The organism is Micrococcus sp. KRD077 (assembly GCF_017168505.1).
GTDB lineage: Bacteria > Actinomycetota > Actinomycetes > Actinomycetales > Micrococcaceae > Micrococcus > Micrococcus luteus.
This window is the reverse complement of the sequence record NZ_JABFAZ010000009.1, coordinates 23,602-46,861: the sequence shown is the minus strand read 5'-3', so window position 1 is coordinate 46,861 and position 23,260 is coordinate 23,602. Positions and strand designations below refer to the sequence as shown.

21 protein-coding genes are annotated in these 23,260 nt (G+C 74.4%); 15 read left to right on the top strand and 6 right to left on the bottom strand.

Annotated elements, in window-relative coordinates:
- Window positions 1-28: 28 nt before the first annotated feature.
- Together J1M39_RS02700 and holA are read left to right on the top strand one after the other, a co-directional pair.
- Complete coding sequence (locus J1M39_RS02700; RefSeq protein ID WP_342356360.1) at window positions 29-2,596, top strand: ComEC/Rec2 family competence protein; 2,568 nt, start codon at window positions 29-31, stop codon at window positions 2,594-2,596.
- 10 nt (window positions 2,597-2,606) lie between these two features.
- Complete coding sequence (gene holA / locus J1M39_RS02695; protein ID WP_036336580.1) at window positions 2,607-3,626, top strand: DNA polymerase III subunit delta; 1,020 nt, start codon at window positions 2,607-2,609, stop codon at window positions 3,624-3,626.
- 102 nt (window positions 3,627-3,728) lie between these two features.
- On the opposite strand, the gene rpsT is transcribed toward holA, so the two are convergent.
- Both rpsT and J1M39_RS02685 read right to left on the bottom strand, forming a co-directional pair.
- Window positions 3,729-3,995, bottom strand: coding sequence for a 30S ribosomal protein S20 (rpsT, locus tag J1M39_RS02690; RefSeq protein WP_036336578.1), 267 nt, complete (start codon window positions 3,993-3,995; stop codon window positions 3,729-3,731).
- Between the two features lie 195 nt (window positions 3,996-4,190).
- Window positions 4,191-4,853 (bottom strand): type II toxin-antitoxin system PemK/MazF family toxin, encoded by a 663-nt coding sequence (locus J1M39_RS02685; RefSeq protein WP_036336575.1) that lies wholly within the window; start codon window positions 4,851-4,853, stop codon window positions 4,191-4,193.
- Window positions 4,854-4,964: 111 nt separating this feature from the next.
- Between J1M39_RS02685 and lepA the strand changes: the two genes are divergently transcribed.
- Both lepA and hemW read left to right on the top strand, forming a co-directional pair.
- Window positions 4,965-6,824: a translation elongation factor 4 gene (gene lepA / locus J1M39_RS02680; protein ID WP_036336574.1), complete on the top strand. Its 1,860-nt coding sequence runs from the start codon at window positions 4,965-4,967 to the stop codon at window positions 6,822-6,824.
- Window positions 6,825-8,105, top strand: a complete 1,281-nt coding sequence (hemW, locus tag J1M39_RS02675) for a radical SAM family heme chaperone HemW (RefSeq protein ID WP_206496434.1) — start codon at window positions 6,825-6,827, stop codon at window positions 8,103-8,105. It begins immediately after the preceding gene.
- A 15-nt stretch (window positions 8,106-8,120) separates the two neighbouring features.
- Here the strand turns inward: hemW and J1M39_RS12215 are convergent, their stop codons facing one another.
- Both J1M39_RS12215 and J1M39_RS02665 read right to left on the bottom strand, forming a co-directional pair.
- On the bottom strand, window positions 8,121-8,540 hold the full coding sequence (locus J1M39_RS12215; protein WP_002854682.1) for a DUF4870 domain-containing protein: 420 nt from the start codon (window positions 8,538-8,540) through the stop codon (window positions 8,121-8,123).
- A 94-nt stretch (window positions 8,541-8,634) separates the two neighbouring features.
- Window positions 8,635-9,495: a DUF3097 family protein gene (locus J1M39_RS02665; RefSeq protein ID WP_206496433.1), complete on the bottom strand. Its 861-nt coding sequence runs from the start codon at window positions 9,493-9,495 to the stop codon at window positions 8,635-8,637.
- Window positions 9,496-9,665: 170 nt separating this feature from the next.
- On the opposite strand from J1M39_RS02665, the gene hrcA reads away from it, so the two are divergent.
- The 10 genes from hrcA to J1M39_RS02615 all read left to right on the top strand — a co-directional run bounded on the left by hrcA (window position 9,666) and on the right by J1M39_RS02615 (window position 20,317).
- Window positions 9,666-10,679: a heat-inducible transcriptional repressor HrcA gene (gene hrcA, locus J1M39_RS02660; protein ID WP_119217268.1), complete on the top strand. Its 1,014-nt coding sequence runs from the start codon at window positions 9,666-9,668 to the stop codon at window positions 10,677-10,679.
- 75 nt (window positions 10,680-10,754) lie between these two features.
- Complete coding sequence (dnaJ, locus tag J1M39_RS02655) at window positions 10,755-11,888, top strand: molecular chaperone DnaJ (RefSeq protein WP_036380884.1); 1,134 nt, start codon at window positions 10,755-10,757, stop codon at window positions 11,886-11,888.
- Window positions 11,885-12,646: a 16S rRNA (uracil(1498)-N(3))-methyltransferase gene (locus J1M39_RS02650; protein WP_206496432.1), complete on the top strand. Its 762-nt coding sequence runs from the start codon at window positions 11,885-11,887 to the stop codon at window positions 12,644-12,646. The genes dnaJ and J1M39_RS02650 overlap by 4 nt, the downstream gene beginning before the upstream one ends.
- A gap of 40 nt (window positions 12,647-12,686) precedes the next feature.
- Window positions 12,687-13,760 carry a PhoH family protein gene (locus tag J1M39_RS02645; RefSeq protein WP_206496431.1) on the top strand — a complete coding sequence of 358 codons (1,074 nt, stop codon included), beginning with the start codon at window positions 12,687-12,689 and terminating at the stop codon, window positions 13,758-13,760.
- The gene (gene ybeY / locus J1M39_RS02640; RefSeq protein WP_095346475.1) at window positions 13,750-14,223 is read left to right on the top strand and encodes an rRNA maturation RNase YbeY; all 474 of its coding nucleotides are present in this window, start codon (window positions 13,750-13,752) and stop codon (window positions 14,221-14,223) included. The genes J1M39_RS02645 and ybeY overlap by 11 nt, the downstream gene beginning before the upstream one ends.
- Window positions 14,224-14,233: 10 nt before the next feature.
- Complete coding sequence (locus J1M39_RS02635) at window positions 14,234-15,559, top strand: hemolysin family protein (RefSeq protein WP_095346473.1); 1,326 nt, start codon at window positions 14,234-14,236, stop codon at window positions 15,557-15,559.
- 43 nt (window positions 15,560-15,602) lie between these two features.
- Window positions 15,603-16,568 carry a GTPase Era gene (era, locus tag J1M39_RS02630; RefSeq protein ID WP_095346471.1) on the top strand — a complete coding sequence of 322 codons (966 nt, stop codon included), beginning with the start codon at window positions 15,603-15,605 and terminating at the stop codon, window positions 16,566-16,568.
- A gap of 337 nt (window positions 16,569-16,905) precedes the next feature.
- On the top strand, window positions 16,906-18,639 hold the full coding sequence (leuA, locus tag J1M39_RS02625) for a 2-isopropylmalate synthase (RefSeq protein ID WP_158183781.1): 1,734 nt from the start codon (window positions 16,906-16,908) through the stop codon (window positions 18,637-18,639).
- Complete coding sequence (gene recO / locus J1M39_RS02620; RefSeq protein WP_206496430.1) at window positions 18,636-19,457, top strand: DNA repair protein RecO; 822 nt, start codon at window positions 18,636-18,638, stop codon at window positions 19,455-19,457. The genes leuA and recO overlap by 4 nt, the downstream gene beginning before the upstream one ends.
- On the top strand, window positions 19,454-20,317 hold the full coding sequence (locus J1M39_RS02615) for an isoprenyl transferase (RefSeq protein WP_152743873.1): 864 nt from the start codon (window positions 19,454-19,456) through the stop codon (window positions 20,315-20,317). The genes recO and J1M39_RS02615 overlap by 4 nt, the downstream gene beginning before the upstream one ends.
- On the opposite strand, the gene J1M39_RS02610 is transcribed toward J1M39_RS02615, so the two are convergent.
- On the bottom strand, window positions 20,257-21,366 hold the full coding sequence (locus J1M39_RS02610; RefSeq protein WP_206495813.1) for an alpha/beta hydrolase: 1,110 nt from the start codon (window positions 21,364-21,366) through the stop codon (window positions 20,257-20,259). The genes J1M39_RS02615 and J1M39_RS02610 overlap by 61 nt on opposite strands.
- A gap of 55 nt (window positions 21,367-21,421) precedes the next feature.
- On the opposite strand from J1M39_RS02610, the gene J1M39_RS02605 reads away from it, so the two are divergent.
- Complete coding sequence (locus tag J1M39_RS02605; protein WP_123243827.1) at window positions 21,422-22,549, top strand: quinone-dependent dihydroorotate dehydrogenase; 1,128 nt, start codon at window positions 21,422-21,424, stop codon at window positions 22,547-22,549.
- Between the two features lie 66 nt (window positions 22,550-22,615).
- Here J1M39_RS02605 and J1M39_RS02600 read toward each other — a convergent pair whose 3' ends face one another.
- Window positions 22,616-23,239 carry a DUF3043 domain-containing protein gene (locus J1M39_RS02600; protein WP_078025459.1) on the bottom strand — a complete coding sequence of 208 codons (624 nt, stop codon included), beginning with the start codon at window positions 23,237-23,239 and terminating at the stop codon, window positions 22,616-22,618.
- Window positions 23,240-23,260 lie beyond the last annotated feature (21 nt).

Genomic DNA, 23,260 nt, shown 5'->3' with positions numbered 1-23,260 from the left:
CCCGGCCCCGGGCCCGCCCAACGATCCCGTGGACCGCCGCGCCCGGCACCGCGAGGTGCCCGGCCCGCTCGAGGCCCGGTGGGTGCCCGCCCTGCTCGGGTGCCTCACCCTGGGGATCCTCGGCGTCGGCTGGGACGCCCCGGCCCGGTCGGCGGCGGCCCTCACGGGGCTGGCCGTCGCCGCGGCCGCCATCCTGGGCGCCGCCCGCTCGACCGGTCGGATACGGGGCGTGGCCACCGCGACGGCGCTGGCCGGCGTGGCCGCGGCCCTGATGCTGCAGCACTCGGCCGGGCCCGCCGCCGCGGCCAGCGGCAGCGGCTGGACCGGCGCGGTGCACGCGGGCTCACCGCTGCGGCTCGAGCTGACCCTGGACGGGCCCGCCACCCGGAGCGAGGCGACCTTCGGCCCACGCTGGAGCGTGCCCGTGCGGGTCGAGACGTTCGGTCATCCGCCGCGGGCCCCCGAGGCGGCCGTGACGGCCCGACTCACGGGCGGGGGCGCACCGCCCGCGACGATCGTCGCGCCGGAGGGCGGGACGTGGGCCCCCGACGGCGGGCCGGGATCGCGGGTGTGCGTCGTGGCCCGGCCGTCGAGGTCCGGTTCCACCGTGTTCCTGGCCGCCGCGTCCGCCCCGCAGCCGGGACCCTGCCCCGGCGGGACGCAGACGGCAGGCGGGGCCACCGACGGCGGCCCGGGCCCCCCGCGGCGGGAGGCGCTGCGCGCCGCGTTCCGTCAGTCTGCGGAGGGCACGGTCGGCGCTGCGCCGGAACTCATCCCGGGGCTGGTGCTGGGCGACCGCTCCGCCCAGGGGGCCGCCCTCGACGACGCCATGAAGGCCTCGGGCCTGTCGCACCTGTCTGCCGTGTCCGGGGCCAACGTGGCCATGATCCTCGGCGCGGTCGCGATCACCCTGCGCAGCGCGCGGGTGCACCGGGCGGTGGTCCTCAGCGCCGGGCTGGCGGTCCTCGGGGTGTTCGTGGTCGTCGTGGGGCCGGAGCCGTCCGTGCTCCGGGCGGCCGTGATGGGCGCCCTCGGAGCGCTCGCGGTGTTCTTCGGCCGCGCGCGGCAGGCGTTCGGACTCCTGACGGTGGGCGGCACGGCCCTGCTCGTCGCGGTGCCGGCCCTCGCCGTGGAACCGGCCTTCCACCTCTCCCTGGCCGCGACCGCGGGCATCGTCCTGGCCGGCGCGCCCCTCGACCGTGCGCTGCACGCCGGGCTCGGCCGGATGCTGCCCGACGTCGTAGCGCGGTGGCTCTCGGCGTCGCTCGCGGTGACCGTGGCCGCCCACCTGGCCTGCCAGCCGATCATCCTGGCCATGACCGGTGAGGTGTCGGCCTACGCGGTGCCGGCCAATCTGCTGGCCGCCCCGGCCGTGCCGCCCGTGACCGTCCTGGGCACCCTCGCCGCGGCCCTCGCCCTGCCCGCGCCGGGGATCGCGGCCGCCCTCGTGGCCGTGATCCAGTGGCCCGCGGCCTGGATCGGGTGGGTCGCCCACACCAGCGCCTCCCTGCCCGGGGCGCTGCGTCCGTGGCCGGCCGGAGCCCTCGGCGCCGGGCTGGGCGTCCTGCTGGTGGCCGCGACGCTCCTCGGGTTCGCCGCCGTGCTCCTGCTCGAACGACGCCGGACCGCCCCTGTCCGGCGTGTCGGCCGCAGCGCGCCGCGGACCCGCGAGCGCCTCCCCGCCCTGGTCGTGCTCGCCGCCGCCCTGGCCGCGGCCACCACGGGGGCGGTCGGGGCGGTCCTCGTGCCGCGGTCCTCGGGCTCGGCCCCGCCGGACTGGGCGGTGGCGTTCTGCGACGTCGGCCAGGGGGACATGGCCGTGTTCCGGTCCGGCCCGCGCGCGGGGGTCGTCGTCGACGTCGGGCCCGAGCCGGGGCTCGCACGTCGCTGCCTCGACGACCTCGACGTAGACCGGGTGGACGCCGTGCTGCTCACCCACCTGCACGCCGACCACGCCGGGGGACTGGCCGGCGTGGTCGACCGCGCCTCCCGCGGGGCGGTGCACTACGCGACCCGGGACGCACCGGCGCAGGGCCGGGAAGGGCGCGGAGGCGAGGCGGACGGCGTCGACCCGCTCGCCGACGCGGCACGGCTCCGCACCGGCGCGACGGGCACGGCCGGGCCGGTGCGGTGGCACGTGCTGCTCGCCGACGCGCGGGCCCCCGAGGAGAACGACGCCTCCGCCCAGGTGCTGGTCACCGTCGAGAGCGGGGCCGGTCCGGTCACGACGCTGGTCACCGGCGACATGGAGGAGGACGCCTCCGCGGCGTGGGTCGCGGGGCGCCGGTCCGATGCCGCCGCACCGCCGCGCGTGGACGTGCTCAAGGTCGCCCACCACGGGGCCCGCAACGGTGGGACGGCCGTGCCGCGCGCGGCCGGCGCCCGCCTGCACGTGGTCTCCGTGGGCGCCGACAACCCGTACGGCCACCCCCACCGGGCCACGGTGGACGCGCTCGGCCGCCTCGGGCCGGTGGCCCGCACGGACCTGCACGGCACGCTGGCCCTCACGGCCGCGGACGGCCCCGACCCCGACGGCGCGCCCGAGATCGCGGTCCACACCGTCCGCCCGCCCTCGAGCGTCCGCACCGGACCTTAGGATGGGACGCATGTCCGCCGCCCGCAGCCCCCGTTCCGGCCGAGCCGGCCGCACCGACCCGCTGGCCTGGCGGAGGGCCGAGCCCGCCCCGCTCATGCTCCTCAAGGGGCCCGAGGACCATGCCGCCCGCTGGGTGACGGACCGCGTGACCCAGGCTCTGCGCGAGCGTCACGGTCAGCTGGAGATCCACCGGCTCCGCGCGGGGGAGTACCAGCCCGGCCAGCTGGCCACCGCGGCCAGCCCGTCCCTCTTCGCCGAGCCCACCCTCATCACGGTCGAGGGCCTCGAGGCCATGAACGATGCGTTCCTCGAGGACGCCCTGCGCCTCGTCCAGCAGGGCCCCGGCGCGGACGACGTCACGCTCGTGCTGCGTCACACCGGCGGCACCCGCGGCAAGAGGCTGCTGGATGCCGTCGCGAAGGCCGGCACGGTGGTCGAATGCGTGCCGCTGAAGAAGGACGAGGAGCGGCTGGCCTTCGTGCAGGCCGAGTTCCGCGACCGGCGTCGGCGCATCGACGAGGAGGCGGCCCGCGCGCTCATCCGCGCCACCGGCGCCTCGCTCACGGAGCTCGCGGCCGCGTGCGCCCAGCTCGTCGACGACACCGAGGGCGTCGTCAGCGTCGAGACCGTGGACACGTACTACAGCGGCCGCGTGGAGGCCACGAGCTTCGCGGTGGCCGACGCGGCGCTCGAGGGGCAGGCGGCGAGGGCCGTCTCCCTCGTGCGGCACGCGATGGCCACCGGCGTCCACCCGGTGATGATCACCGCGGCACTCGCGCTCAAGGCGCGGCAGGTGGCGCGGATGATCGACGCCCGCCGGCCCGCCGCCGAGCTGCCGTCCCTGCTCGGGGTGGCCCCGTTCCAGGTGCGCTACATCCAGCAGGCGGCGCGGCACTGGACGGCGGCCGGCATCGCGCAGGCCGTGGAGTGGATCGCCCAGGCCGATGCCGAGGCCAAGGGCGCCTCCCGCAACCCGGAGTTCGCCGTCGAGCGCGCGGTCATCCGCGTGGCCACCGCCGTCAGCCGCTGACGGCGCCGCCGGACGGCATCCCTCGGGGGCAGCCCGGACACGACGCGGCCCCCGCACCGATCGCTCGGGGCGGGGGCCGCGGTCACAGCCGGGGGGCGTGGATCAGCCGAGGAGGGCCTTCACGCGGGCGGCGATGCCGGACTTGCGGTTCGCGGCCTGGTTCTTGTGGATGACGCCCTTCGAGGCGGCCTTGTCCAGCTTGCGGGAGGCGGTGCGCAGCGCGGCGGCGGCGGCCTCGGGCTCGCCGGCGGCGACGGCCTTGTCCACGGCGCGGATGGCGGTCTTCAGCTCGGACTTCACCGCGACGTTGCGCTGGCGCGCCTTCTCGTTGGTGAGGATGCGCTTCTTCTGGGACTTGATGTTAGCCAAATCGGGTCCTTCGTCGTCGGCGGCGCGGACGAGGGTCCGGGCGCCGCATGAACAGGGGGTCGTGGAGGGTGCCCGGATCCGTGGACTGAGCGGCGTGGGGAACACCGATGATGACCCGTTCCGGGGGTGCCCGTCGACCGGCGGACACAATGCGGACGATCCTACCACCCAGACCCTGCGATCCGCGCGGCCGACTCAGCGCCCCCGCCGCCGGGCGCGGGCCAGCGCGGCCGTGACCCGGTCGAAGGCCGCCCGGTCCAGGACGCCGCCCTCCCGGCGCACCGCGGCCGGATCCACGCGGACCACCCGGTCCAGCTTCACCTCCGAGGCGCGGCCGGACCGGTCCCAGGCGCCCGCGCCCACGTCCACGTAGTCCTCGTCGCGGGCCAGGGCGTTGTTCCGGTCCCGGCTGGTCAGCATGAGCCCGAGCAGGTGCGCCCCGTCCCGGCCGATCAGGAGCACGGGGCGGTCCTTGCCCCGGCCGTCCATCTCCTCGTACGGCACCCAGGTCCACACGACCTCGCCCGGCCCGGCCGTCGGCCCGGGCACGGGCGCGTACTCGACGCGGACGGTGCCGGTGAAGTCCGGCAGGGACACGTGGCGGCCGGCGTCCTGTCGCCGGGGCCGGCGCTCCTGCCCGGGCCCGGGCATCGGCCACGAGTCGGTGGGCTCCGTGGGGTCCCACGCGGGCCCGGGAGGCCCGGGCGGGCCCGGGAAGGGCGACGGGCCGCTCCGGTCGCCGGCCCGTCGACCGGCCTCGGAGGCGGCCCGGCGCGGCCGGGCGTCGTCGCGGAGGGCGCCGATCAGGCGTGCCGTCCGGCGGCCGAGGGACAGGGCGCGATGCAGGTCGAAGGCCATGGGCGTGAATCTAGTGGACGCGCGGGCCCGGCGTCCGGGTCGGGTCGGCGGCGGATCATGAGAGACTAGGCGGTCAGAGTCCCGTCCCCGTCACCCGTAGAGGAAGTGCCCGTGTCGCCCCTGGCGTCGAACCCCCCGGTGCCCGCTGCCACCGACCCCTCGGTGATCCGCAACTTCTGCATCATCGCCCACATCGACCATGGCAAGTCCACGCTGGCGGACCGCATGCTGCAGGCCACCGGCGTCGTGCAGCCCCGCGACATGAAGGCGCAGTACCTGGACCGCATGGACATCGAGCGTGAGCGCGGCATCACCATCAAGTCCCAGGCCGTGCGCATGCCCTGGTCCGTGGACGGGGTGGACTACGCCCTGAACATGATCGACACCCCCGGGCACGTGGACTTCACCTACGAGGTCTCCCGCTCGCTGGCCGCGTGCGAGGGGGCGATCCTGCTGGTGGACGCCGCCCAGGGCATCGAGGCGCAGACCCTGGCGAACCTCTACCTCGCCATGGAGCACGAGTTGGAGATCATCCCCGTGCTCAACAAGATCGACCTGCCCGCCGCGGATCCGGACCGCTACGCGGCCGAGCTGGCCTCCCTGATCGGCTGCGATCCCGAGGACGTGCTGCGCGTGTCCGGCAAGACGGGCGTCGGCGTCGAGGAGCTGCTGGACCGCGTGGTCCGCGCCGTCCCCAGCCCGGAGGGCGACGCGGACGCCCCGGCCCGCGCGATGATCTTCGACTCCGTGTACGACACCTACCGGGGCGTCGTCACGTACGTGCGCGTCGTGGACGGCCGGCTCTCCCCGCGGGAGAAGGTCCGCATGATGTCCACGGGCACCACCTACGAGCTCCTCGAGATCGGCGTCTCCTCCCCGGAGCCCGTACCCACGAAGGGCCTGGCCGTGGGCGAGGTGGGCTACCTCATCACCGGCGTGAAGGACGTGCGGCAGTCCAAGGTGGGCGACACGGTCACCAACCACGCCCACCCGGCCGAGCAGTCCCTGGGTGGCTACGAGGACCCCAAGCCCATGGTGTTCTCAGGCCTGTACCCCATCGACGGCTCGGACTATCCCGTGCTGCGTGACGCCCTGGACAAGCTCAAGCTCAACGACGCCGCGCTCGTCTACGAGCCGGAGACCTCGGTCGCGCTGGGCTTCGGCTTCCGCGTCGGCTTCCTCGGTCTGCTGCATCTGGAGATCGTGCGCGAGCGCCTCGAGCGCGAGTTCGGGCTCGACCTCATCTCCACCGCGCCCAACGTGGTCTACGAGGTCACCCGGGAGGACCGTGAGGTCGTCACCGTGACCAACCCCTCCGAGTTCCCCGAGGGCAAGATCCTCGAGGTGCGCGAGCCCATGGCCTCGGCCACGATCATCGTGCCGGCCGAGTTCATCGGCGCCGTCATGGAGCTGTGCCAGGCCAAGCGCGGCAACCTCAAGGGCATGGACTACCTCTCCGAGGAACGGGTGGAGATCCGCTACTGGATCCCGCTGGCCGAGATCGTGTTCGACTTCTTCGACCAGCTCAAGTCCCGCACCAAGGGGTACGCCTCGCTGGACTGGAAGGCCGACGGTGACCAGGCGGCCGACCTCGTCAAGGTGGACATCCTGCTCCAGGGCGAACAGGTGGACGCGTTCTCCTCCATCACCCACAAGGACAACGCCTATACGTACGGCGTGATGATGACGGGCAAGCTCAAGGAGCTGATCCCGCGCCAGCAGTACGAGGTGCCGATCCAGGCCGCCATCGGCTCGCGCATCATCGCCCGCGAGAACATCCGCGCGATCCGCAAGGACGTGCTCTCCAAGTGCTACGGCGGCGACATCTCCCGCAAGCGCAAGCTGCTCGAGAAGCAGAAGGAGGGCAAGAAGCGCATGAAGATGGTGGGCCGGGTCGAGGTCCCACAGGAGGCCTTCATCGCCGCCCTGTCCTCGGACGGCGCCGGCGCCGACCAGGCGGCGAAGAAGTAAGTGCCCGCCCTGCCCCTCGGCGAGCCGGTCCCCGACGACGGCCGGCTGCCGGCCGACGTCGGGCAGCGGGTGCGCGCGGCCGCCGGCGACGGCGCGGCGCGCACCTTCAGCCTGTACGTCCACGTGCCGTTCTGCACCGTGCGCTGCGGCTACTGCGACTTCAACACGTACACGGCCGTCGACCTCGGCCCCGGCGCGGGCCGCGGCGACTACTGGGAGTCGGCGGTCGCGGAGCTGGACTTCGCCGCGGACGTGCTCGCGTCCTCGGACGTGCCCGCCCGCCCGCTGCACACGGTGTTCTTCGGCGGCGGCACGCCCACGCTCCTGCCGGCCGCGGACCTCGTGCGCATCCTCCAGGCGGCGGTGGACCGGTTCGGGATCGCGCCCGGCGCGGAGGTGACCACCGAGGCCAACCCGGACACGATCACCCCGGAGTACGCCCGCCAGCTCGCGGCCGGCGGCTTCACCCGCCTCTCCCTGGGCATGCAGTCCGCGATGCCGCACGTGCTCGCCACGCTCGAGCGCACCCATCGGCCCGAGTCCGTCCCCGCCGCCGTCGCCGCGGCCCGCGAGGCCGGCCTGGAGGTGTCCCTGGACCTGATCTACGGGACCGCGGGGGAGTCCCTCGCCGACTGGCGGGCCACGCTCGAGGCCGCAGTCGTCCTGGCCCCGGACCACGTGAGCGCGTACTCGCTGATCGTGGAGGAGGGCACCAAGCTCGGGGCCCAGGTGGCCCGCGGCGAGGTGGCGGACGTGGACCCCGACGACCAGGCGGACAAGTACCTGCTCGCCGAGGAGCTGCTCAGCGCCGCCGGCTACCGCTGGTACGAGGTGTCCAACTGGGCGCGGGATCCGCGGGGGTCCGGGGTCCACCGCGCGCGGCACAACGTGGCGTACTGGGAGGACCAGGACTGGTGGGGGATCGGCCCGGGCGCGCACTCGCACCTCGCCGGCGTCCGGTTCTGGAACGCCAAGCACCCCGCCGCCTACGCGCAGCGGCTGGCCACGGGGGTCACCCCCGCCGTCGGCCGCGAGCGGCCCGACGCCGACGCGCGGCGCCTCGAGCGCATCATGCTCGCGGTGCGCACGGTGGGCGGGCTCCCGACCGCGGAGCTCGTCTCGGAGACGCCGGGGGAGGCCGCGCGGATCCGCGGGGCGATCGCCGAACTCATCGCCGCGGGCCTGCTGGACGGGCGCGCCGCCGTCGACGGGCGCATCATCCCGACGCTCGAGGGGCGGCTGCGCAACGACGCGATCGTCCGGGCGCTGGCCGGCTTCTGACCGGCCGACCCCGGGTCAGCGCAGGATGCGCAGGTTGAACGGGTACCGGAACGGACGGCCCTTGGACACGTGCGAGGCGCCCATCACGCCGTAGACCGCCATGGCGGCCCACGTGAGCGCGCCGAGGATCGCGAAGATCGGGCCGACCACCGGCAACAGGGACAGGAAGAAGAACAGGAGCGTGATGAGCGTGGGCGGCCCGGAGAAGTTCAGGGCCTCCCGCGACTCCTGCGAGGTGAACGGGCCGCGGTCGCGATAGAGCAGCCACACGACCAGCGGGCCGAGCACGCCGAACGCCAGACTGAGATGGGCCAGCGCCGCGCGGTCACGGTCCTGCTTCGCCGTGAGCGGGGCGCCGCGGCCGCCGGCCGAGACGAGCCAGGCGGGCGGGCCGTGGCCGGTGCGGCCGGCGTCGGGCTGCGCGCGGGTGTTCACGAGGGGCTCCTCCTGGATCGCGGGACCTGCGCGCCGGGGACCGGGCGCAGGGCATGGGCCAGCATAGCGCGGGCGGGCCGTGGCCGCGGCGAGATCAGTGCTCGGGGGCGGCGGTGAGGAAGTCGATGAGCTCCTCCACGCGGCCCAGCAGGGACGGCTCGAGGTCCGCGTACGTGGTGACGTGGGAGAGCAGCCGCTTCCACCCCAGCCCCGTGGCCTCCTTGCTCCCGTGCGGCCAGCCCAGTCCCCGCAGGATCCCCGTCTTCCAGTCCTGGCCCTTCGGCACGACGGGCCACGCGGGGATGCCGAGGACGGAGGGCTTGATGACCTGCCAGACGTCCACGTAGGGGTGGCCGAGGATGAGCACGTTGCCCGCGGCGCCCGGCACCCGCATGGCCTCGGCCGCGAGGCGTTCCTCCTTGGACCCGGTGACGAGGTGGTCCACAAGGATCCCGAGCCGGCGCCACGGACCGGGGGCGAACGCACGGATCGCCCCGGCGAGGTCGTCCACGCCGTGCAGGGGCTCCACGACGATGCCCTCGAGGCGCAGGTCCTCGCCCCACACCTTCTCCACCAGCTCGGCGTCGTGCACGCCCTCCACCCAGATGCGCGAGGCGCGGGCAGTGCGGGCCCGCGCCCCCTCGACCCGTCGCGAGCCGGAGGCGGTGCGGGCCGGCGCCGCCGGGGCCGCGGCGGTCGGGGGGACCAGGGTCACGGGCTCGCCGTCGATCCAGAAGCCGCCGCCGAGGGGGAAGCCGCGGCGCACGCCGCGGCGGTCCTCCAGGACCACCACGTGCACGCCGCCGGAGCGCTCGATGCCGCTCACGGCCCCGGTGAACCCGGAGGCCACGTCCTCGACCACCGTGCCGGGGGTGGCGGGCACATCGGGGACGGTCCGGGCGGGGCGGCGCGTCAGGTCGTCGTGGCCCGCGGGGCCCCAGCTGCTCCAGTCCATGGGAGAGCACGGTAGCAACGGGGGCGGGCGATCACCGTGAGCGAAGCCGTGCGGGCCGGTCGGGTCGTCCCCCGGGTCGGACGGTAGCATTGGCACTTGACCCGCCGGAGTGCCAGCCAGGGGCACCTCCGGGGTCGCCCCGGATCCCGACGGACCAGAGGAGGACCGAGATGTCGGAGCAGCCCCGCCGCCTGCAGGTGCTCCAGGCGATCGTGGAGGACTACGTGGCGCTGCGCGAGCCCGTGGGCTCCAAGGCGCTCGTGGAACGGCACGCCCTGGGCGTGTCCTCCGCGACCGTGCGCAACGACATGGCTGCGCTCGAGGAGGAGGGCCTCATCGTGGCCCCGCACACCTCCGCCGGGCGCGTCCCCACGGACAAGGGCTACCGCGTGTTCGTCGACCGCCTCTCCGAGGTGAAGCCGCTGTCCCCCGCCGAGCGCCGGGCCGTGCGGACCCTGCTGGACCCGGAGACGGACACCGAGCACATGATGGAGTCCACGGTGCGCCTCCTGGCCCAGCTGACCCAGCAGGTCGCCGTCGCGCAGTTCCCCCACGAGGACGGCTCCACGATCCGCCACCTCGAACTGGTCTCCCTCACACCCACGCGCGTGCTCGTGGTCCTCATCCTGTCCACGGGACGGGTGGACCAGCGGCACGCCGTGCTGGACCGTCCGGTCGAGGAGGCGGAGCTGTCCGTGCTCCGCGGCCTCCTGCTGGACGCCCTGCTGGGGCTCGGTCCGGTGCAGGCGGCCACCGTGGTGGACGACGTCGTCACCCGGGTCCGCCCGGAGCACCAGCAGTCCGCCGCCCTCGTGGCCGCGGCCGTCCACGACCTGCTCGAGGCCGGTCGGCAGGACCGCATCGTCCTGGCCGGCACCGCCAACCTGGCCCGCTCCCCGGGGGACTTCGGCGCGTCCATCGGGCCGATCCTGGAGGCGCTCGAGGAGCAGGTGGTGCTGCTGCGCCTGCTCACGGAGATGGAGCAGGACGCCCACGGGGTGTCCGTGCGGATCGGGTCCGAGAACGTCGGATCGCTCGCGGACACCTCGGTGGTCGCAGCCGCCTACGGCCCCGGCGCCGTGGCGAAGGTCGGTGTCATCGGTCCGACCCGGATGGACTATCCGGGCACCATGGCCGCCGTCCGGGCGATCGCCCGCTATCTCTCCCGCATCCTGACCACCTGACGCGCCTCCGCGCGTCCTGGCGGGCCCCGTCCCGCATCGCCCCACGTCCCGCTCTCCCCGAGAGGAATCCCCACCGTGACCGACCACTACGAGACGCTCGGCGTCAGCCGTGACGCCAGCACCGAGGAGATCCGCCGCGCCTACCGCAAGCTCGCGCGCACCCATCACCCGGACGTCAACCCCGACCCGGAGGCGGCCGAGCAGTTCAAGCGCATCTCCCACGCCTACGAGGTGCTCTCGGACGAGGGCCGGCGCCGGGCCTACGACACGACGGGCAATGAGAACGGCCAGGCCGGCTTCCCGGGCGGCTTCGGCGGGGCGGGCGGCTTCGGGGGCTTCGCCGACATCTTCGAGACCTTCATGAACGCCGCCGGCCAGGGCGGCCGCGGCGGCCCCGCCAGCCGCGCCCGCCGCGGCCAGGACGCCCTCGTGACCGCGCGGATCGACCTGCGCGACGCCGTCTTCGGCGGCGAGCAGACGATCGAGTTGGACACGGCCGTGCGCTGCGATCGGTGTGAGGGCTCGTGCTGCGAGCCCGGCACCCAGCCGGAGACCTGCCAGACCTGCCACGGCCACGGCATGATCCAGCGCCCCGTGCGGTCGCTGCTGGGCACCGTCATGGCCACCGAGGCCTGCCCCGCCTGCCAGGGGTTCGGCACCGTCATCCCGACGCCCTGCCACGAGTGCGACGGGCAGGGCCGCGTCCGCACCCGGACGCCGCTGACCCTGCGCATCCCCGCGGGCGTGGACGACGGCACCCGCATCCACCTCGCCGGCCGCGGCGAGGCCGGCCCGGGCGGCGGCCCGAACGGGGACCTCTACGTGGAGATCGCGGTCCGCCCGGACGAGACCTTCCGCCGCGAGGGCGACCACCTGGCCACCACCGTGACCGTCCCCATGGCGGCCGCGGCCCTAGGCACCACCGTCACGCTGGACACCCTGGACGGCAAGCAGTCCGTCAGCCTGGACCCGGGTGTGCAGTCCGGCCACGTCGAGGTCCTCCACGGCCTGGGCGTCGGCCGCCTGCGCGGGCAGGGCCGTGGCGACCTCAAGGTGGACGTGGTGGTCACCACGCCCACCGACCTGGACGACGAGCAGCGCCAGCTCCTGGAGCGCCTGGCCGAGGTGCGCGGCGAGGAGGTCGTGCACGGCGCACCCCAGGCCAAGGGCATGTTCGCCCGGCTGCGGGAGAACCTGAGAAACCTGTGACCGCCCCCCTGTTCCACCTCGAGCCGGGCGCCCTGGCCGGCGCGAGCGCGCGCGCGGAGGTCGTCTTCGGCGGCCCCGAGGCCCGGCACGCCGCCGCGGCCATGCGCCTGGCCCCCGGGGAGGCCGTGCTCCTGGCCGACGGGTCGGGCACGCTCGGCCACGGCACCGTGCTCGCGGCCGCCCCGGACGCGGTGTCCGTGCGGCTGGACGCGGTGGCGGAGGAGCCGGCGCCCACCCCGGCGCTCGTGCTCGTCCAGGCCCTCGCCAAGGGCGACCGGGACCTCATGGCGGTCCAGGCCGCCGTCGAGCTCGGCGTGGACGCCGTGGTGCCCTGGGAGGCCGAGCGCTCGATCGTCCGCTGGAAGGGCCCCAAGGCCGCCAAGGCCCGCCAGAAGTGGGCGGACACGGCCCGCGCGGCCGCCAAGCAGGCACGTCGCGCCCGGGTGCCCGCGGTCCGGGACCACGTCTCCGGGACGGCGGTCGCCGGGCTGGCCCGGGACGACGACGGCGGCCGGCTCGTCCTCGTGCTGCACGAGGACGCGGAGCACGGGGTGTCCGCGGTGCCCGCGGGGCGACTCTCCGCGGCCGCCGAGATCGCCGTCGTCGTGGGCCCCGAGGGCGGGATCGGCCCGGCCGAGCTCGAGGCCTGCGTGGCCGCGGGGGCCGTGCCGGTGCGGCTCGGCCCGCACGTGCTGCGCGCCTCCACGGCCGGCCCCGCCGCCCTCGCCGTGCTCCAGCACCGGCTCGGCCGCTGGTGAGCCCCGGCAGGACGGCGCGCCGACGCCTAGACTGGACGGGATGTCCCGCCCCCGCGACCCCGAGGTGATCCACCCCATCGTGACCGCTGTCCCCACGACCCCGACCCCGCCCGCCACCGCGCACGAGGGGGTCGCGTTCGAGTCCGCCGACCTCATGGTCCGCACGCTCGGACCGCAGGACGCCCTGCTGCGGATCCTCGGCGGCGTGTTCCCCACCGTGGACGTCACGGTCCGCGACCAGCGGCTGGACCTGGCCGGGCCGGTGGCCGACGTGGCCTCGGTGCGGCGCGTCGTCGAGGACCTGCGCTCGATCGCCCGCCGCGACCAGGCCGTCACCCCCGAGGTGATGGGCCAGGTCGTCCACCACGTCCGCGACGCCGCCACCGGGCGCGGCGCGGGTCAGCTGCACCTGGACTCGATCCTCTCGGGCCGGGGCCGCCGCATCCGCGCGAAGACCCTGCACCAGCAGGACTACGTGGAGGCGATCGACCGCTCCACCGTCGTCTTCGGCATCGGCCCGGCCGGCACCGGCAAGACCTACCTGGCCATGGCCAAGGCCGTGCAGGCGCTGCAGGCCAAGGAGGTCAACCGCATCATCCTCACCCGCCCGGCCGTCGAGGCCGGCGAGCGGCTCGGCTTCCTGCCCGGCGGGCTCTCCGAGAAGATCGACCCGTACCTGCGCCCTCTGTACGACGCGCTGCACGACATGATCGAGCCCGAGTCGATCCCGCGGCTGATGGAGGCCGGGACCATCGAGGTCGCCCCGCTGGCGTACATGCGCGGCCGCACCCTGAACGACGCGTTCGTGATCCTCGACGAGGCCCAGAACACCACCGGCGAGCAGATGAAGATGTTCCTGACCCGCCTCGGCTTCGGTGCGCGCATGGTCGTCACGGGCGACACCTCGCAGGTGGACCTGCCGCGCGGCACCCAGTCCGGCCTGGCCCAGGCCGTCGAGGTGCTCGAGGGGATCGAGGGACTGGAGATGGTCCGCTTCGACTCCTCGGACGTGGTCCGGCACTCGCTGGTGAGCGCCATCGTGGACGCCTACGACGCCGCCCGCGGCCCCGCGGAGCGGTCCCAGAAGCGAGGAGGGGCCCGCCGTGGCCGTTGAGATCCTGAACGAGTCGGGGATCGAGGTCCCCGAGGACGCGCTGCTGCGCATGGCCCGGCACGTCTACGCGCGCCTGCACGTCCACGAGCGCGCTGAGACGGCCGTGACCGTCGTGGACGCCGCACGCATGGCCGAGCTGCACGAGGAGTGGATGGACCTGCCCGGGCCCACCGACGTGATGAGCCTGCCCATGGACGAGCTGACCCCCGGCTCGCCCGAGGCGCCGGCCGAGGGCGTGCTCGGGGACGTCGTGCTCTGCCCCGAGGTCGCCGCCGAGCAGGCCGCGCGCGGCGGGCACTCCCGTGACGACGAGCTGCTCCTGCTGCTCACCCACGGCATGCTCCACCTGCTCGGATACGACCATCTCGAGGACGCCGACCGCGAGGAGATGTTCGGCCTCCAGGACCGGCTCGTGTCCGAGGTCCTCGGCCGTCCGGCCCCGGCCCCCACCGTCGAGGACTGAGGCACCGCCCATGCTGACGCCCACCCTCCTCTTCGCCCTCTTCCTGGTCTTCCTTGGCCTGACCTGGACGCTGTCCCTGGCCGAGTCCGCGTTCTCCTACCTCTCCCGGCGGGACGCGGAGGACATCGTCCGCGAGCAGCCCGGCTCCAAGGCACTGGAGATCGCCCGCGAGCGGGAGAGCCACCTCGGGGCCCTCCGGGTCTGGCGGTTCGTGGCCGAGGCCCTGTCGGCCGTCTGCCTGACCGCGGCCGCCGACGCGGTGGTGGACGACACGTGGCTCGCCGTGGCGATCGCCGCGGTCGTGCTCGTGGGCGTGGCCGCCCTGCTGGGCGTCTGGAGTCCGCGGCCGATCGGCTCCCGCAACGAGGCCGCCGTCGCCCGCCGCCTCGGCGGTCTGGTGTGGGTGCTCCGCCGAGCCCTGGGCCCGCTCGCCGCCCGCCTGGACCGGGACCGGCGCCGTCGCGAGGTCGAGCCGGAGGACGAGGACGACTTCCAGGAGCGCCACCTGCGCGAGTTCGTCGCCCGCGCCCACGACGCGGACGTGCTCGCCGACTCCGAGGCGGAGCTGATCCAGTCGGTGTTCTCCATGAACGACACCATCGTCCGCTCCGTCATGGTGCCGCGCACCGACGTCGTCACGATCGACGCGGACCACACGCTCGGCCAGGCCATGGCCCTGTTCCTGCGCTCCGGCAACTCCCGCATCCCGGTGATCGGCGAGGACGCCGACGACATCCGGGGCATGCTGCACCTCAAGGACGTCACCCGCGCCCTGCACCACGACGGCGCTGCGACCGACACCCCCGTCACCGAGGTCATGCGCGACGTCCGCTTCGTCCCCGAGTCGAAGTCCGTGGCGACCCTCCTGCAGGAGCTGCAGCGCGACTCCACCCACGTCGCCGTGGTGGTGGATGAGTACGGCGGCACGGCGGGGCTCGTGACGCTCGAGGATCTCATTGAGGAGATCGTCGGCGAGATCTACGACGAGGACGACCACCCGGACCGCCCCGAGGTGGAGTTCGTCGCGCCCGGCGTCTACTCCGTCGACGCGCGCATGGGCATCCACGACTTCCGCGAGGAGTTCGAGCTGCCGGAGGAGGACGAGGACGACGACGTCGACACGGTCGGCGGCCTCCTCGCCAAGGAGCTCGGCCGCGTCCCGATCCAGGGCTCGCGCGTCGTGGTCCAGGGGATCGAGCTCGTCGCGGACACCCTCGAGCCCCGCCGCAACCGGGTCGCGCGCCTGCGCGTCTCCGAGACCCCCGACCGCCCGGTGCGGCTGCGCCGGCGCGAGGAGCAGGCCCACGGCGCCGAGCCCGCCGACCCCGAGGCCTGAGCCGGCCGCCCCACCCCACGCCCCGCCTGACAAGGATGACCCCATGACCGATCTCGTCGATCCGGCCCGCGCCGCGGACGGCTTCCGTTCCGGCTTCGTCTCGCTCGTGGGCCGGCCGAACGCCGGCAAGTCCACGCTCACCAACGCGCTGGTGGGGGAGAAGGTGGCGATCACCTCCTCCAAGCCCCAGACCACGCGCCACACCATCCGCGGGATCGTCCACCGCGAGGACTTCCAGCTCGTGCTCGTGGACACCCCGGGCCTGCACCGGCCCCGCACCCTGCTCGGCGAGCGCCTCAACGACCTCGTGGCGGAGACGCTCAACGAGGTCGACGCCGTGGGCATGTGCCTGCCGGCCGACGAGGCGATCGGCCCCGGCGACCGGTTCATCGCCCAGCAGCTCTCGTACCTGCACCGCACCCCGGTGGTCGCCGTGGTCACCAAGACGGACAAGGTGGGCCCGGAGCAGCTCATGGCGCAGCTCGTGGCCGTGACCGCGCTGGGCGACGAGGTCCTCGGGCCGGAGAACGGCGGGGAGGGCTTCGCGGCCGTCGTGCCGGTCTCGGCGGTGGCCGGCCACCAGGTCGACGACGTCCTGGGCGTCTTCGCGGGCCTGCTGCCGGCCGGGCCGCCCCTGTACCCCGACGGCGAGCTCACGGACGAGCCGGAGGCGGTCATGGTCGCCGAGCTCATCCGGGAGGCGGCCCTGGAGGGAGTGCGCGACGAGCTGCCGCACTCGGTGGCCGTGGTGGTCGAGGAGATGTCCCTGCGCGAGGACCGCCCCGCGGATCGGCCCCTCATGGACGTGTGGGCGAACGTCTTCGTCGAGCGGGACAGCCAGAAGGGCATCATCATCGGCAAGGGCGGCTCCCGGCTGCGTGAGATCGGCGCGCAGGCGCGGGCGGGCATCGAGCGCATGCTCGGCACCAAGGTGCACCTGGACCTGCGGGTCAAGGTCGCCAAGGAGTGGCAGCGCGACCCCAAACAGCTCGGCCGACTCGGCTTCTGAGCCGGAGGCCCCGGCCCGGGCGCGCACGCGCCGGAGCGGGCCGCCGTCGTCGTGCGTCACACGGGGACGGCCTCCTGTGGCCCGGCCCACCTCGGTGCTAGGGTCGGGGGCATGTCCCTCCGCCTCGCGACGACAGCGCCGGCCACGGCCCGCCTGCTACTTCCCGGCCGCACGGGGTCCCCGTGCCAGGCCGTGATCCACGCCGCCTGAGCGCACGCGGAGGCAGGACGCCTCCCACCGGACCGGACACCCCGTGCGGAGTCCCTGACCTCCCGGCCCGGCCACCGACCATCCACCTTTCGCGCGCCCGCCGCGCGCACGTCGAGGGAGAACACGCATGAGCGCCCACCTGCAGAAGTCGTCGGGGATGAAGTTCCACAAGTACGTCCCGTTCCAGGACCAGATCGAGGTCGCCCTGCCGGACCGCACCTGGCCGGACAAGGTCATCGAGAAGGCGCCGCTGTGGTGCGCCGTGGACCTGCGCGACGGCAACCAGGCCCTGATCGACCCCATGGGCCCCGAGCGCAAGCTGCGCATGTTCCAGCTGCTCGTCGGCATGGGCTTCAAGGAGATCGAGGTCGGCTTCCCGTCCGCCTCGCAGACCGACTACGACTTCGTCCGCCAGCTCATCGAGGGCGACCACATCCCGGACGACGTCACCATCCAGGTCCTCACCCAGTCCCGTGAGCACCTGATCGAGCGCACCTTCGAGGCGCTCGAGGGCGCCGACCGGGCCATCGTGCACCTGTACAACTCGACGTCGGTGCTGCAGCGCCGCGTGGTGTTCCGGCAGGACGAGGACGGGATCGTGGACATCGCGACCTCCGGCGCGCGCCTGGTGAAGAAGTTCGAGGAGCAGCTCAAGGGCACGCAGATCACCTACGAGTACTCGCCCGAGTCCTACACGGGCACCGAGCTCGAGTTCGCCCGGCGCATCTCGGATGAGGTGGCCACGGTCCTGGAGGCCTCCACCGATCGCAAGATGATCCTGAACCTGCCGGCGACGGTGGAGATGTCCACCCCGAACGTGTACGCCGACTCGATCGAGTGGATGCACCGCAACCTGGAGCACCGCGACTCGCTCCTCCTCTCCCTGCACCCGCACAACGACCGCGGCACGGGCGTGGCCGCCGCCGAGCTGGGGTACCTGGCCGGGGCGGACCGGATCGAGGGATGCCTGTTCGGCAACGGCGAGCGCACCGGCAACGTGGACCTGGTGACGCTGGGCATGAACCTGTACTCGCAGGGCGTCGACCCCATGATCGACTTCTCCGACATGGACCACATCAAGCGCACGGTCGAGTACTGCAACCAGCTGGCCGTGCCCGAGCGCTCGCCCTGGGGCGGTGACCTCGTCTTCACGGCCTTCTCCGGCTCCCACCAGGACGCCATCAAGAAGGGCTTCGAGGCCATGGAGGTCGACGCCAAGGCGGCCGGCACGGACGTGGACGGCATCCCGTGGGCCGTGCCCTACCTGCCCATCGACCCGAAGGACATCGGCCGCTCCTACGAGGCCGTCATCCGCGTGAACTCGCAGTCCGGCAAGGGCGGCGTCGCCTACCTGCTCAAGTCCGAGCACAACCTGGACCTGCCGCGCCGTGCGCAGATCGAGTTCTCCCACGTCATCCAGGATCTGGCCGACGCCCAGGGCGGCGAGGTCTCCGGCGCCGACCTGTGGCGTGTGTTCCAGGACGAGTACCTGCCCGCCGACGCGGCGGAGGCGCAGTGGGGCCACTACCGGCTCCGCTCGGTCTCCTCGGCCTCCGGCGAGGACGGCGCGTTCCGGATGGAGGCCGAGCTCGAGGTCGACGGCGTCACGCAGACCCGCACGGCGCAGGGCAACGGCCCGATCGACGCGTTCCTGCGCATCCTCGGCGAGGAGGGCGTGGACGTCCGCGTGCTCGACTACTCCGAGCACGCGCTGTCCGAGGGCGGCGCGGCCATGGCCGCCGCCTACGTGGAGGCGGCCGTGGGCGACCGTGTCCTCTGGGGCGTCGGCCTGGACCACAACACCACCACCGCCTCGCTGAAGGCCGTGGTGTCCGCGGTGAACCGCGCCCTGCGCGCGTGAGCGGCTCCGGCTCCTCCCGGCGGGGTGCGCGGCACGGCGGCTACGCGGCGAACTCGTTCCGCACCGACGCGATCGTGCTGCGCACCCACCGTCTGGGGGAGGCCGATCGCATCGTCGAGGCGCTCACCCCCGAGCACGGCCTGGTCCGGGCCGTGGCCAAGGGGGTGCGCAAGGCCTCCTCCCGGCTGGGCTCGGTGGTGGAGCCGTTCATGCACTCCACGCTCCAGCTCGCGCGCGGCCGGGGCGAGCTGCACACCGTGAGCCAGGCGCAGCTGCTGCACCCGTACGCGACGATGCTGGCCGCCGACTACGACGCCTACACCGTCGCCGGCGCCCTCGCCGAGGCCGTCGAGCGGGTCCCCGCGGTCGACGACGGCGGTCGGCGCGCCCAGTACCGCCTGTTCCACGGCGCGCTGGCCGCGCTGGCCCGTGGCGCGCACGACCCTCGCCTGATCCTGCACTCGTTCCTGCTGCGCGCGCTCGCCCAGGCCGGCTGGGCCCCCACCTTCGACCGGTGCGCCCGCTGCGGCGCCCCCGGCCCGCACACGGCGCTGCACGTGGGCCTCGGCGGGGCTGTCTGTCCCGAGTGCAGGCCACCCGGTGCCGCGCACCCGGCCCCGGAGACCTTCGATCTGCTCTCGGCCCTTGCGGCGGGGGACTGGGCCAACGCGGACGCCTCCGGGGCCCCCGCCCGCCGCGAGGCGGCCGGTATCGTGGCGGCGTACCTGCAGTTCCACGCCGAGCGGCGCCTGGTGTCCCTGTCCGTCCTGGACCAGAACCTTGGCCTCCCCGCCCCGCGCGTCGAGAGGAGACCATGAGCGACGACCGTGCCCCGCAGCCCCCGCCGCCGCACCCCTCGGGTGCGGTCGCCCCGCGGATCGATCCGCGTTTCGTGCCCCGGCACGTGGCGATCGTGATGGACGGCAACGGCCGGTGGGCCAACCAGCGCGGCCTGCCCCGCACCGAGGGCCATCGGGCCGGCGAGGCGGCGCTGCTGGACGTCGTCGCCGGGGCGGTGGAGCTGGGGATCGGCCACGTGTCCGCGTATGCGTTCTCCACGGAGAACTGGCGGCGCTCGGCGGAGGAGGTGCGCTTCCTCATGGGCTTCTCCCGGGACGTGCTGCGCCGGCAGCGGGACACCCTGCACTCGTGGAACGTGCGGATCCGGTGGAACGGGCGGGCCCCGCGCCTCTGGACCCCCGTGATCCGGGAGCTGCAGGAGGCCGAGGAGCTCACGCGCCACAACACCGGCACCACCCTGCACATGTGCGTGAACTACGGCAGCCGGGCCGAGATCCTGGACGGCGTCCAGGCGATCGCCGAAGAGGTCCGGGCCGGCCGGATGCGGCCGGGGGAGATCAGCGAGGACGTCATCACCCGCTACCTCGACCGCGGTTTCCGCACGGGTCAGGACGTCGACGTCGTCCCGGACGTGGACCTGTTCCTGCGGACCTCGGGGGAGCAGCGCCTGTCCAACTATCTGCTGTGGCAGTCCGCCTACGCGGAGCTGCTGTTCCTGGACGTGCTGTGGCCGGACGTCGACCGGCGGACCCTGTGGGCCGCCGTCGAGACCTACGCCCGACGGGACCGCCGCTACGGCGGCGCCGTGGACACCCCTCAGCCGGCGCCGTCGTCCGGCGCGCCGGACTCGGCCTCGGACGCCGACGGCGGCGCGTAGGCCCCCAGCCACGTGAGCGTCGCGGCACCGGCCGCCTCGCGCACCGACGCGGGGGAGGCGAACACGTCGTGCAGCGCGTCGGGGAGCCGGTGGACGGTCACCCGGTCGCCGAGCCGCAGGGAGCGGCGGGCCATGGCGTCGGGGTCCAGGACGATGTCCGAGGTCAGCATCGCCTCGGCGTAGGACGTGCCCCGATGCCCGCGCGCGGAGACGAGCACGAGGATCGGCACGGTGACGTGGAGCCGCCCGGCCACGGCCCGGTGCCCCGAGAGGACCGCGCTCAGCCAGGCGGCCGGCACCTCGAACGCGTGCGGGGGACGCCAGAGCGGGTGCAGGTCCCATTCGCCCTCGGCCTGGTCCGAGAGGGTGCGCCAGTAGTGGTCGATGCGCGGCAGTGTGAGCATGGCGTAGGGCTTCATGGCGGAGACGGGCCCCACGATGGACTTCGCCAGCAGGCGCACCCCCGCGCTGCCCTGCATCTCCAGCCACGGGCTGTTGAGCACGAGCGCGGCGAGGCGGCCGGGATTCCGGTCCGCCCACAGCGCGGCGATCAGCCCGCCGGTGGAGTGTCCCATGAGGATGGGCGGCAGCGGGTGGTCCTGGGCGATGGTCTCGAACGCGGCCTCGAGGTCCGCGTCGTAGCGGGCCAGGTCGTCCGTCCAGCCGGGCGTCTGTCCCGCGCGCAGCGAGCGGCCGTAGTGGCGGAGGTCGACGGCGTGGAAGGCGTAGCCGGCGGCCTCGAACGCGCGGGCGAGCGGGGCGTTGTAGAAGTAGTCGCTCCAGCCGTGCACCGAGAGGATGGGTCGCCGGGCCGGGTCACGGGCGGCGTCGGTGCGCGGACGCACCACTGTGACAAGGTTCTGTCCTTGTTCATCGGTGTCGAGGCCGAGCGTGCATCGTTCGAAGCCCGGCAGCCCGTCCGGGACCCAGCCCAGGCCCGGCGGATCGTCGAGGAACGGGCGGGTGTCCTCCTCCGTCGGTCCGCCGGCGGGTGCGCCGTGCGGGGCGGAGGGGTCCGGGGGCGGCGGCTGGAGCGGGTCACGGGCCATCCGACCACTGTAGGAGGACCCCGGGCGGGCGGTAGGCCCGTGCGAGGATGGGGGCATGCAGCTGCCTGATCCCAAGTCCGCCGTCGACGGCATCCTGACCTCCCGCGCGCCTCGCCTGTACCCGCCCTTCTTCCGTGCCGTGTTCGGCGGCATGGACGCGGAGCAGGCGCACCATCGGGGCTTCGACGCGATCCGGCTGGTCGAGCGCACCGGGGCGTCCGCCGCCCTGCGCGCCGCCTTCCGCCCGGACCCGCTGCTCGCGCGCACGGTCATGGGCCTGCGGTTCCCGACGCCCTTCGGCCTGGCCGCGGGGTTCGACAAGGACGGCCGGGGGACCGCCGCCCTGGCCGACCTCGGGTTCGGCCACATCGAGGTCGGCACGATCACGGCGCAGCCGCAGCCCGGCAACCCGCAACCGCGACTGTTCCGTCTCGTGGACGACCGGGCGCTGGTCAACCGCATGGGCTTCAACAACGACGGCGCGGCGGCCGTCGCCCCCCGCCTGGCGCGGACCCGGCAGACACTGGAGCGCCGCTTCGGCCCGGCCCGGCCGGTCCTGGGCGTGAACATCGGCAAGACCAAGGTGGTCCCCCTCGAGGACGCGGCGGACGACTACCGGGCCTCGACCCGCCTGCTCGCGCCCCACGCCGACTACCTGACGGTCAACGTGTCCTCGCCGAACACGCCGGGGCTGCGCCAGCTGCAGGAGATCGACGCGCTGGAGCCGATCCTCACGGCGGTGCGCGAGGAGGCCGACCGTACGGTCCCGGACCGTCGCGTGCCGCTGACCGTGAAGATCGCCCCGGACCTGGCGGACGACGACGTGCGCGCCGTCGGGGCGCTCGCCGAGCGCCTTGGGCTCGACGGCGTCATCGCGACCAACACGACCGTCTCCCGGGAGGGCCTGCGCACCCCGCGTGCCGACGTGGACGCCCTGGGCGCGGGCGGCCTGTCCGGCGCCCCGCTCCAGGAGCGGTCGAGGCGGGTGCTGGAGGTCCTGCGGACGGCGCTGCCGACGGGCACCGCCGTCGTCAGCGTGGGCGGGGTGACGGACGCCGACGACGTCCAGGCCCGGCTCGACGCGGGCGCGGACCTCGTCCAGGGCTACACCGCGTTCCTCTACGAGGGGCCGTTCTGGGCCGGCCGGATCACCGCCGGGCTGGCGCGGTCCCTGCGGGGCTGACGGTCTGCTCGCCGGGGCCGCGACGGCCCGGACCCACCGGGGTCCGGGCCGTGGCGCGGTGTCGTGTCAGGCGGGGTACTCGCCCCGCTTGACCTGGGGCTTGGGCAGACGCAGGCGGCGGAACTGCAGGGCCCGCATGATGCCGTAGAAGCCGGTCCCGGGCTCCGGCGTGCCGAAGCGCTCCGTCAGGCCCTTCTTGATGTGCCGGCTGACCAGGAAGCTCTCGATGAGCACGAGGGCCACGAGGACGTACAGGCTGATCATCAGGATCAGCTGCGCCTCGCGGCCGGGGATGAACATGAGCAGGACGTAGGCGAAGACGACGGGCATGAGCCACTCGCCGATGCCGGTGCGCGCGTCCACGTAGTCACGGACCCAGCGCTTCTGCGGTCCCTTGTCGCGTGCCGGGAGGCCGCGCTCGTCCCCGGTCTCCAGCGCGGCGCGCTGGCGCATCCGCTCCTGGGCCATCGCCTGACGCTCGGCCTTGCGGGCCGCCTTGCGATCTTCGGGGACCAGGGTGCGACGGCGCGCGGCCTCCTGGTCGCGGCGCCGTGGAGTCGGGCCCTTCTTGCCCTGCGAGCGGTCGCGCGGCCCGGCCTCGGCCACGGCGGCGCCCTCGGCGGGAGCGGCCGAGGAGCCGTGAGTCGAGGGGGCGGGCGCGGTCTCGGGGGTCTTGTCTCGCTTGAACACCCGTCCAGTCTAGTGGTGGGG

What these genes read in the sequence shown, in the direction of transcription:
- J1M39_RS02645 (WP_206496431.1), top strand. Translation starts at nt 12,687, where the DNA reads ATGTCCCGCCCCCGCGACCCCGAGGTGATCCACCCCATCGTGACCGCT.
- J1M39_RS02610 (WP_206495813.1), bottom strand. Translation starts at nt 21,366, where the DNA reads ATGGCCCGTGACCCGCTCCAGCCGCCGCCCCCGGACCCCTCCGCCCCG.
- J1M39_RS02605 (WP_123243827.1), top strand. Translation starts at nt 21,422, where the DNA reads ATGCAGCTGCCTGATCCCAAGTCCGCCGTCGACGGCATCCTGACCTCC.
- era (WP_095346471.1), top strand. Translation starts at nt 15,603, where the DNA reads ATGACCGATCTCGTCGATCCGGCCCGCGCCGCGGACGGCTTCCGTTCC.
- J1M39_RS02635 (WP_095346473.1), top strand. Translation starts at nt 14,234, where the DNA reads ATGCTGACGCCCACCCTCCTCTTCGCCCTCTTCCTGGTCTTCCTTGGC.
- J1M39_RS02685 (WP_036336575.1), bottom strand. Translation starts at nt 4,853, where the DNA reads ATGGCCTTCGACCTGCATCGCGCCCTGTCCCTCGGCCGCCGGACGGCA.
- J1M39_RS02615 (WP_152743873.1), top strand. Translation starts at nt 19,454, where the DNA reads ATGAGCGACGACCGTGCCCCGCAGCCCCCGCCGCCGCACCCCTCGGGT.
- leuA (WP_158183781.1), top strand. Translation starts at nt 16,906, where the DNA reads ATGAGCGCCCACCTGCAGAAGTCGTCGGGGATGAAGTTCCACAAGTAC.
- hrcA (WP_119217268.1), top strand. Translation starts at nt 9,666, where the DNA reads ATGTCGGAGCAGCCCCGCCGCCTGCAGGTGCTCCAGGCGATCGTGGAG.
- J1M39_RS02665 (WP_206496433.1), bottom strand. Translation starts at nt 9,495, where the DNA reads ATGGACTGGAGCAGCTGGGGCCCCGCGGGCCACGACGACCTGACGCGC.
- holA (WP_036336580.1), top strand. Translation starts at nt 2,607, where the DNA reads ATGTCCGCCGCCCGCAGCCCCCGTTCCGGCCGAGCCGGCCGCACCGAC.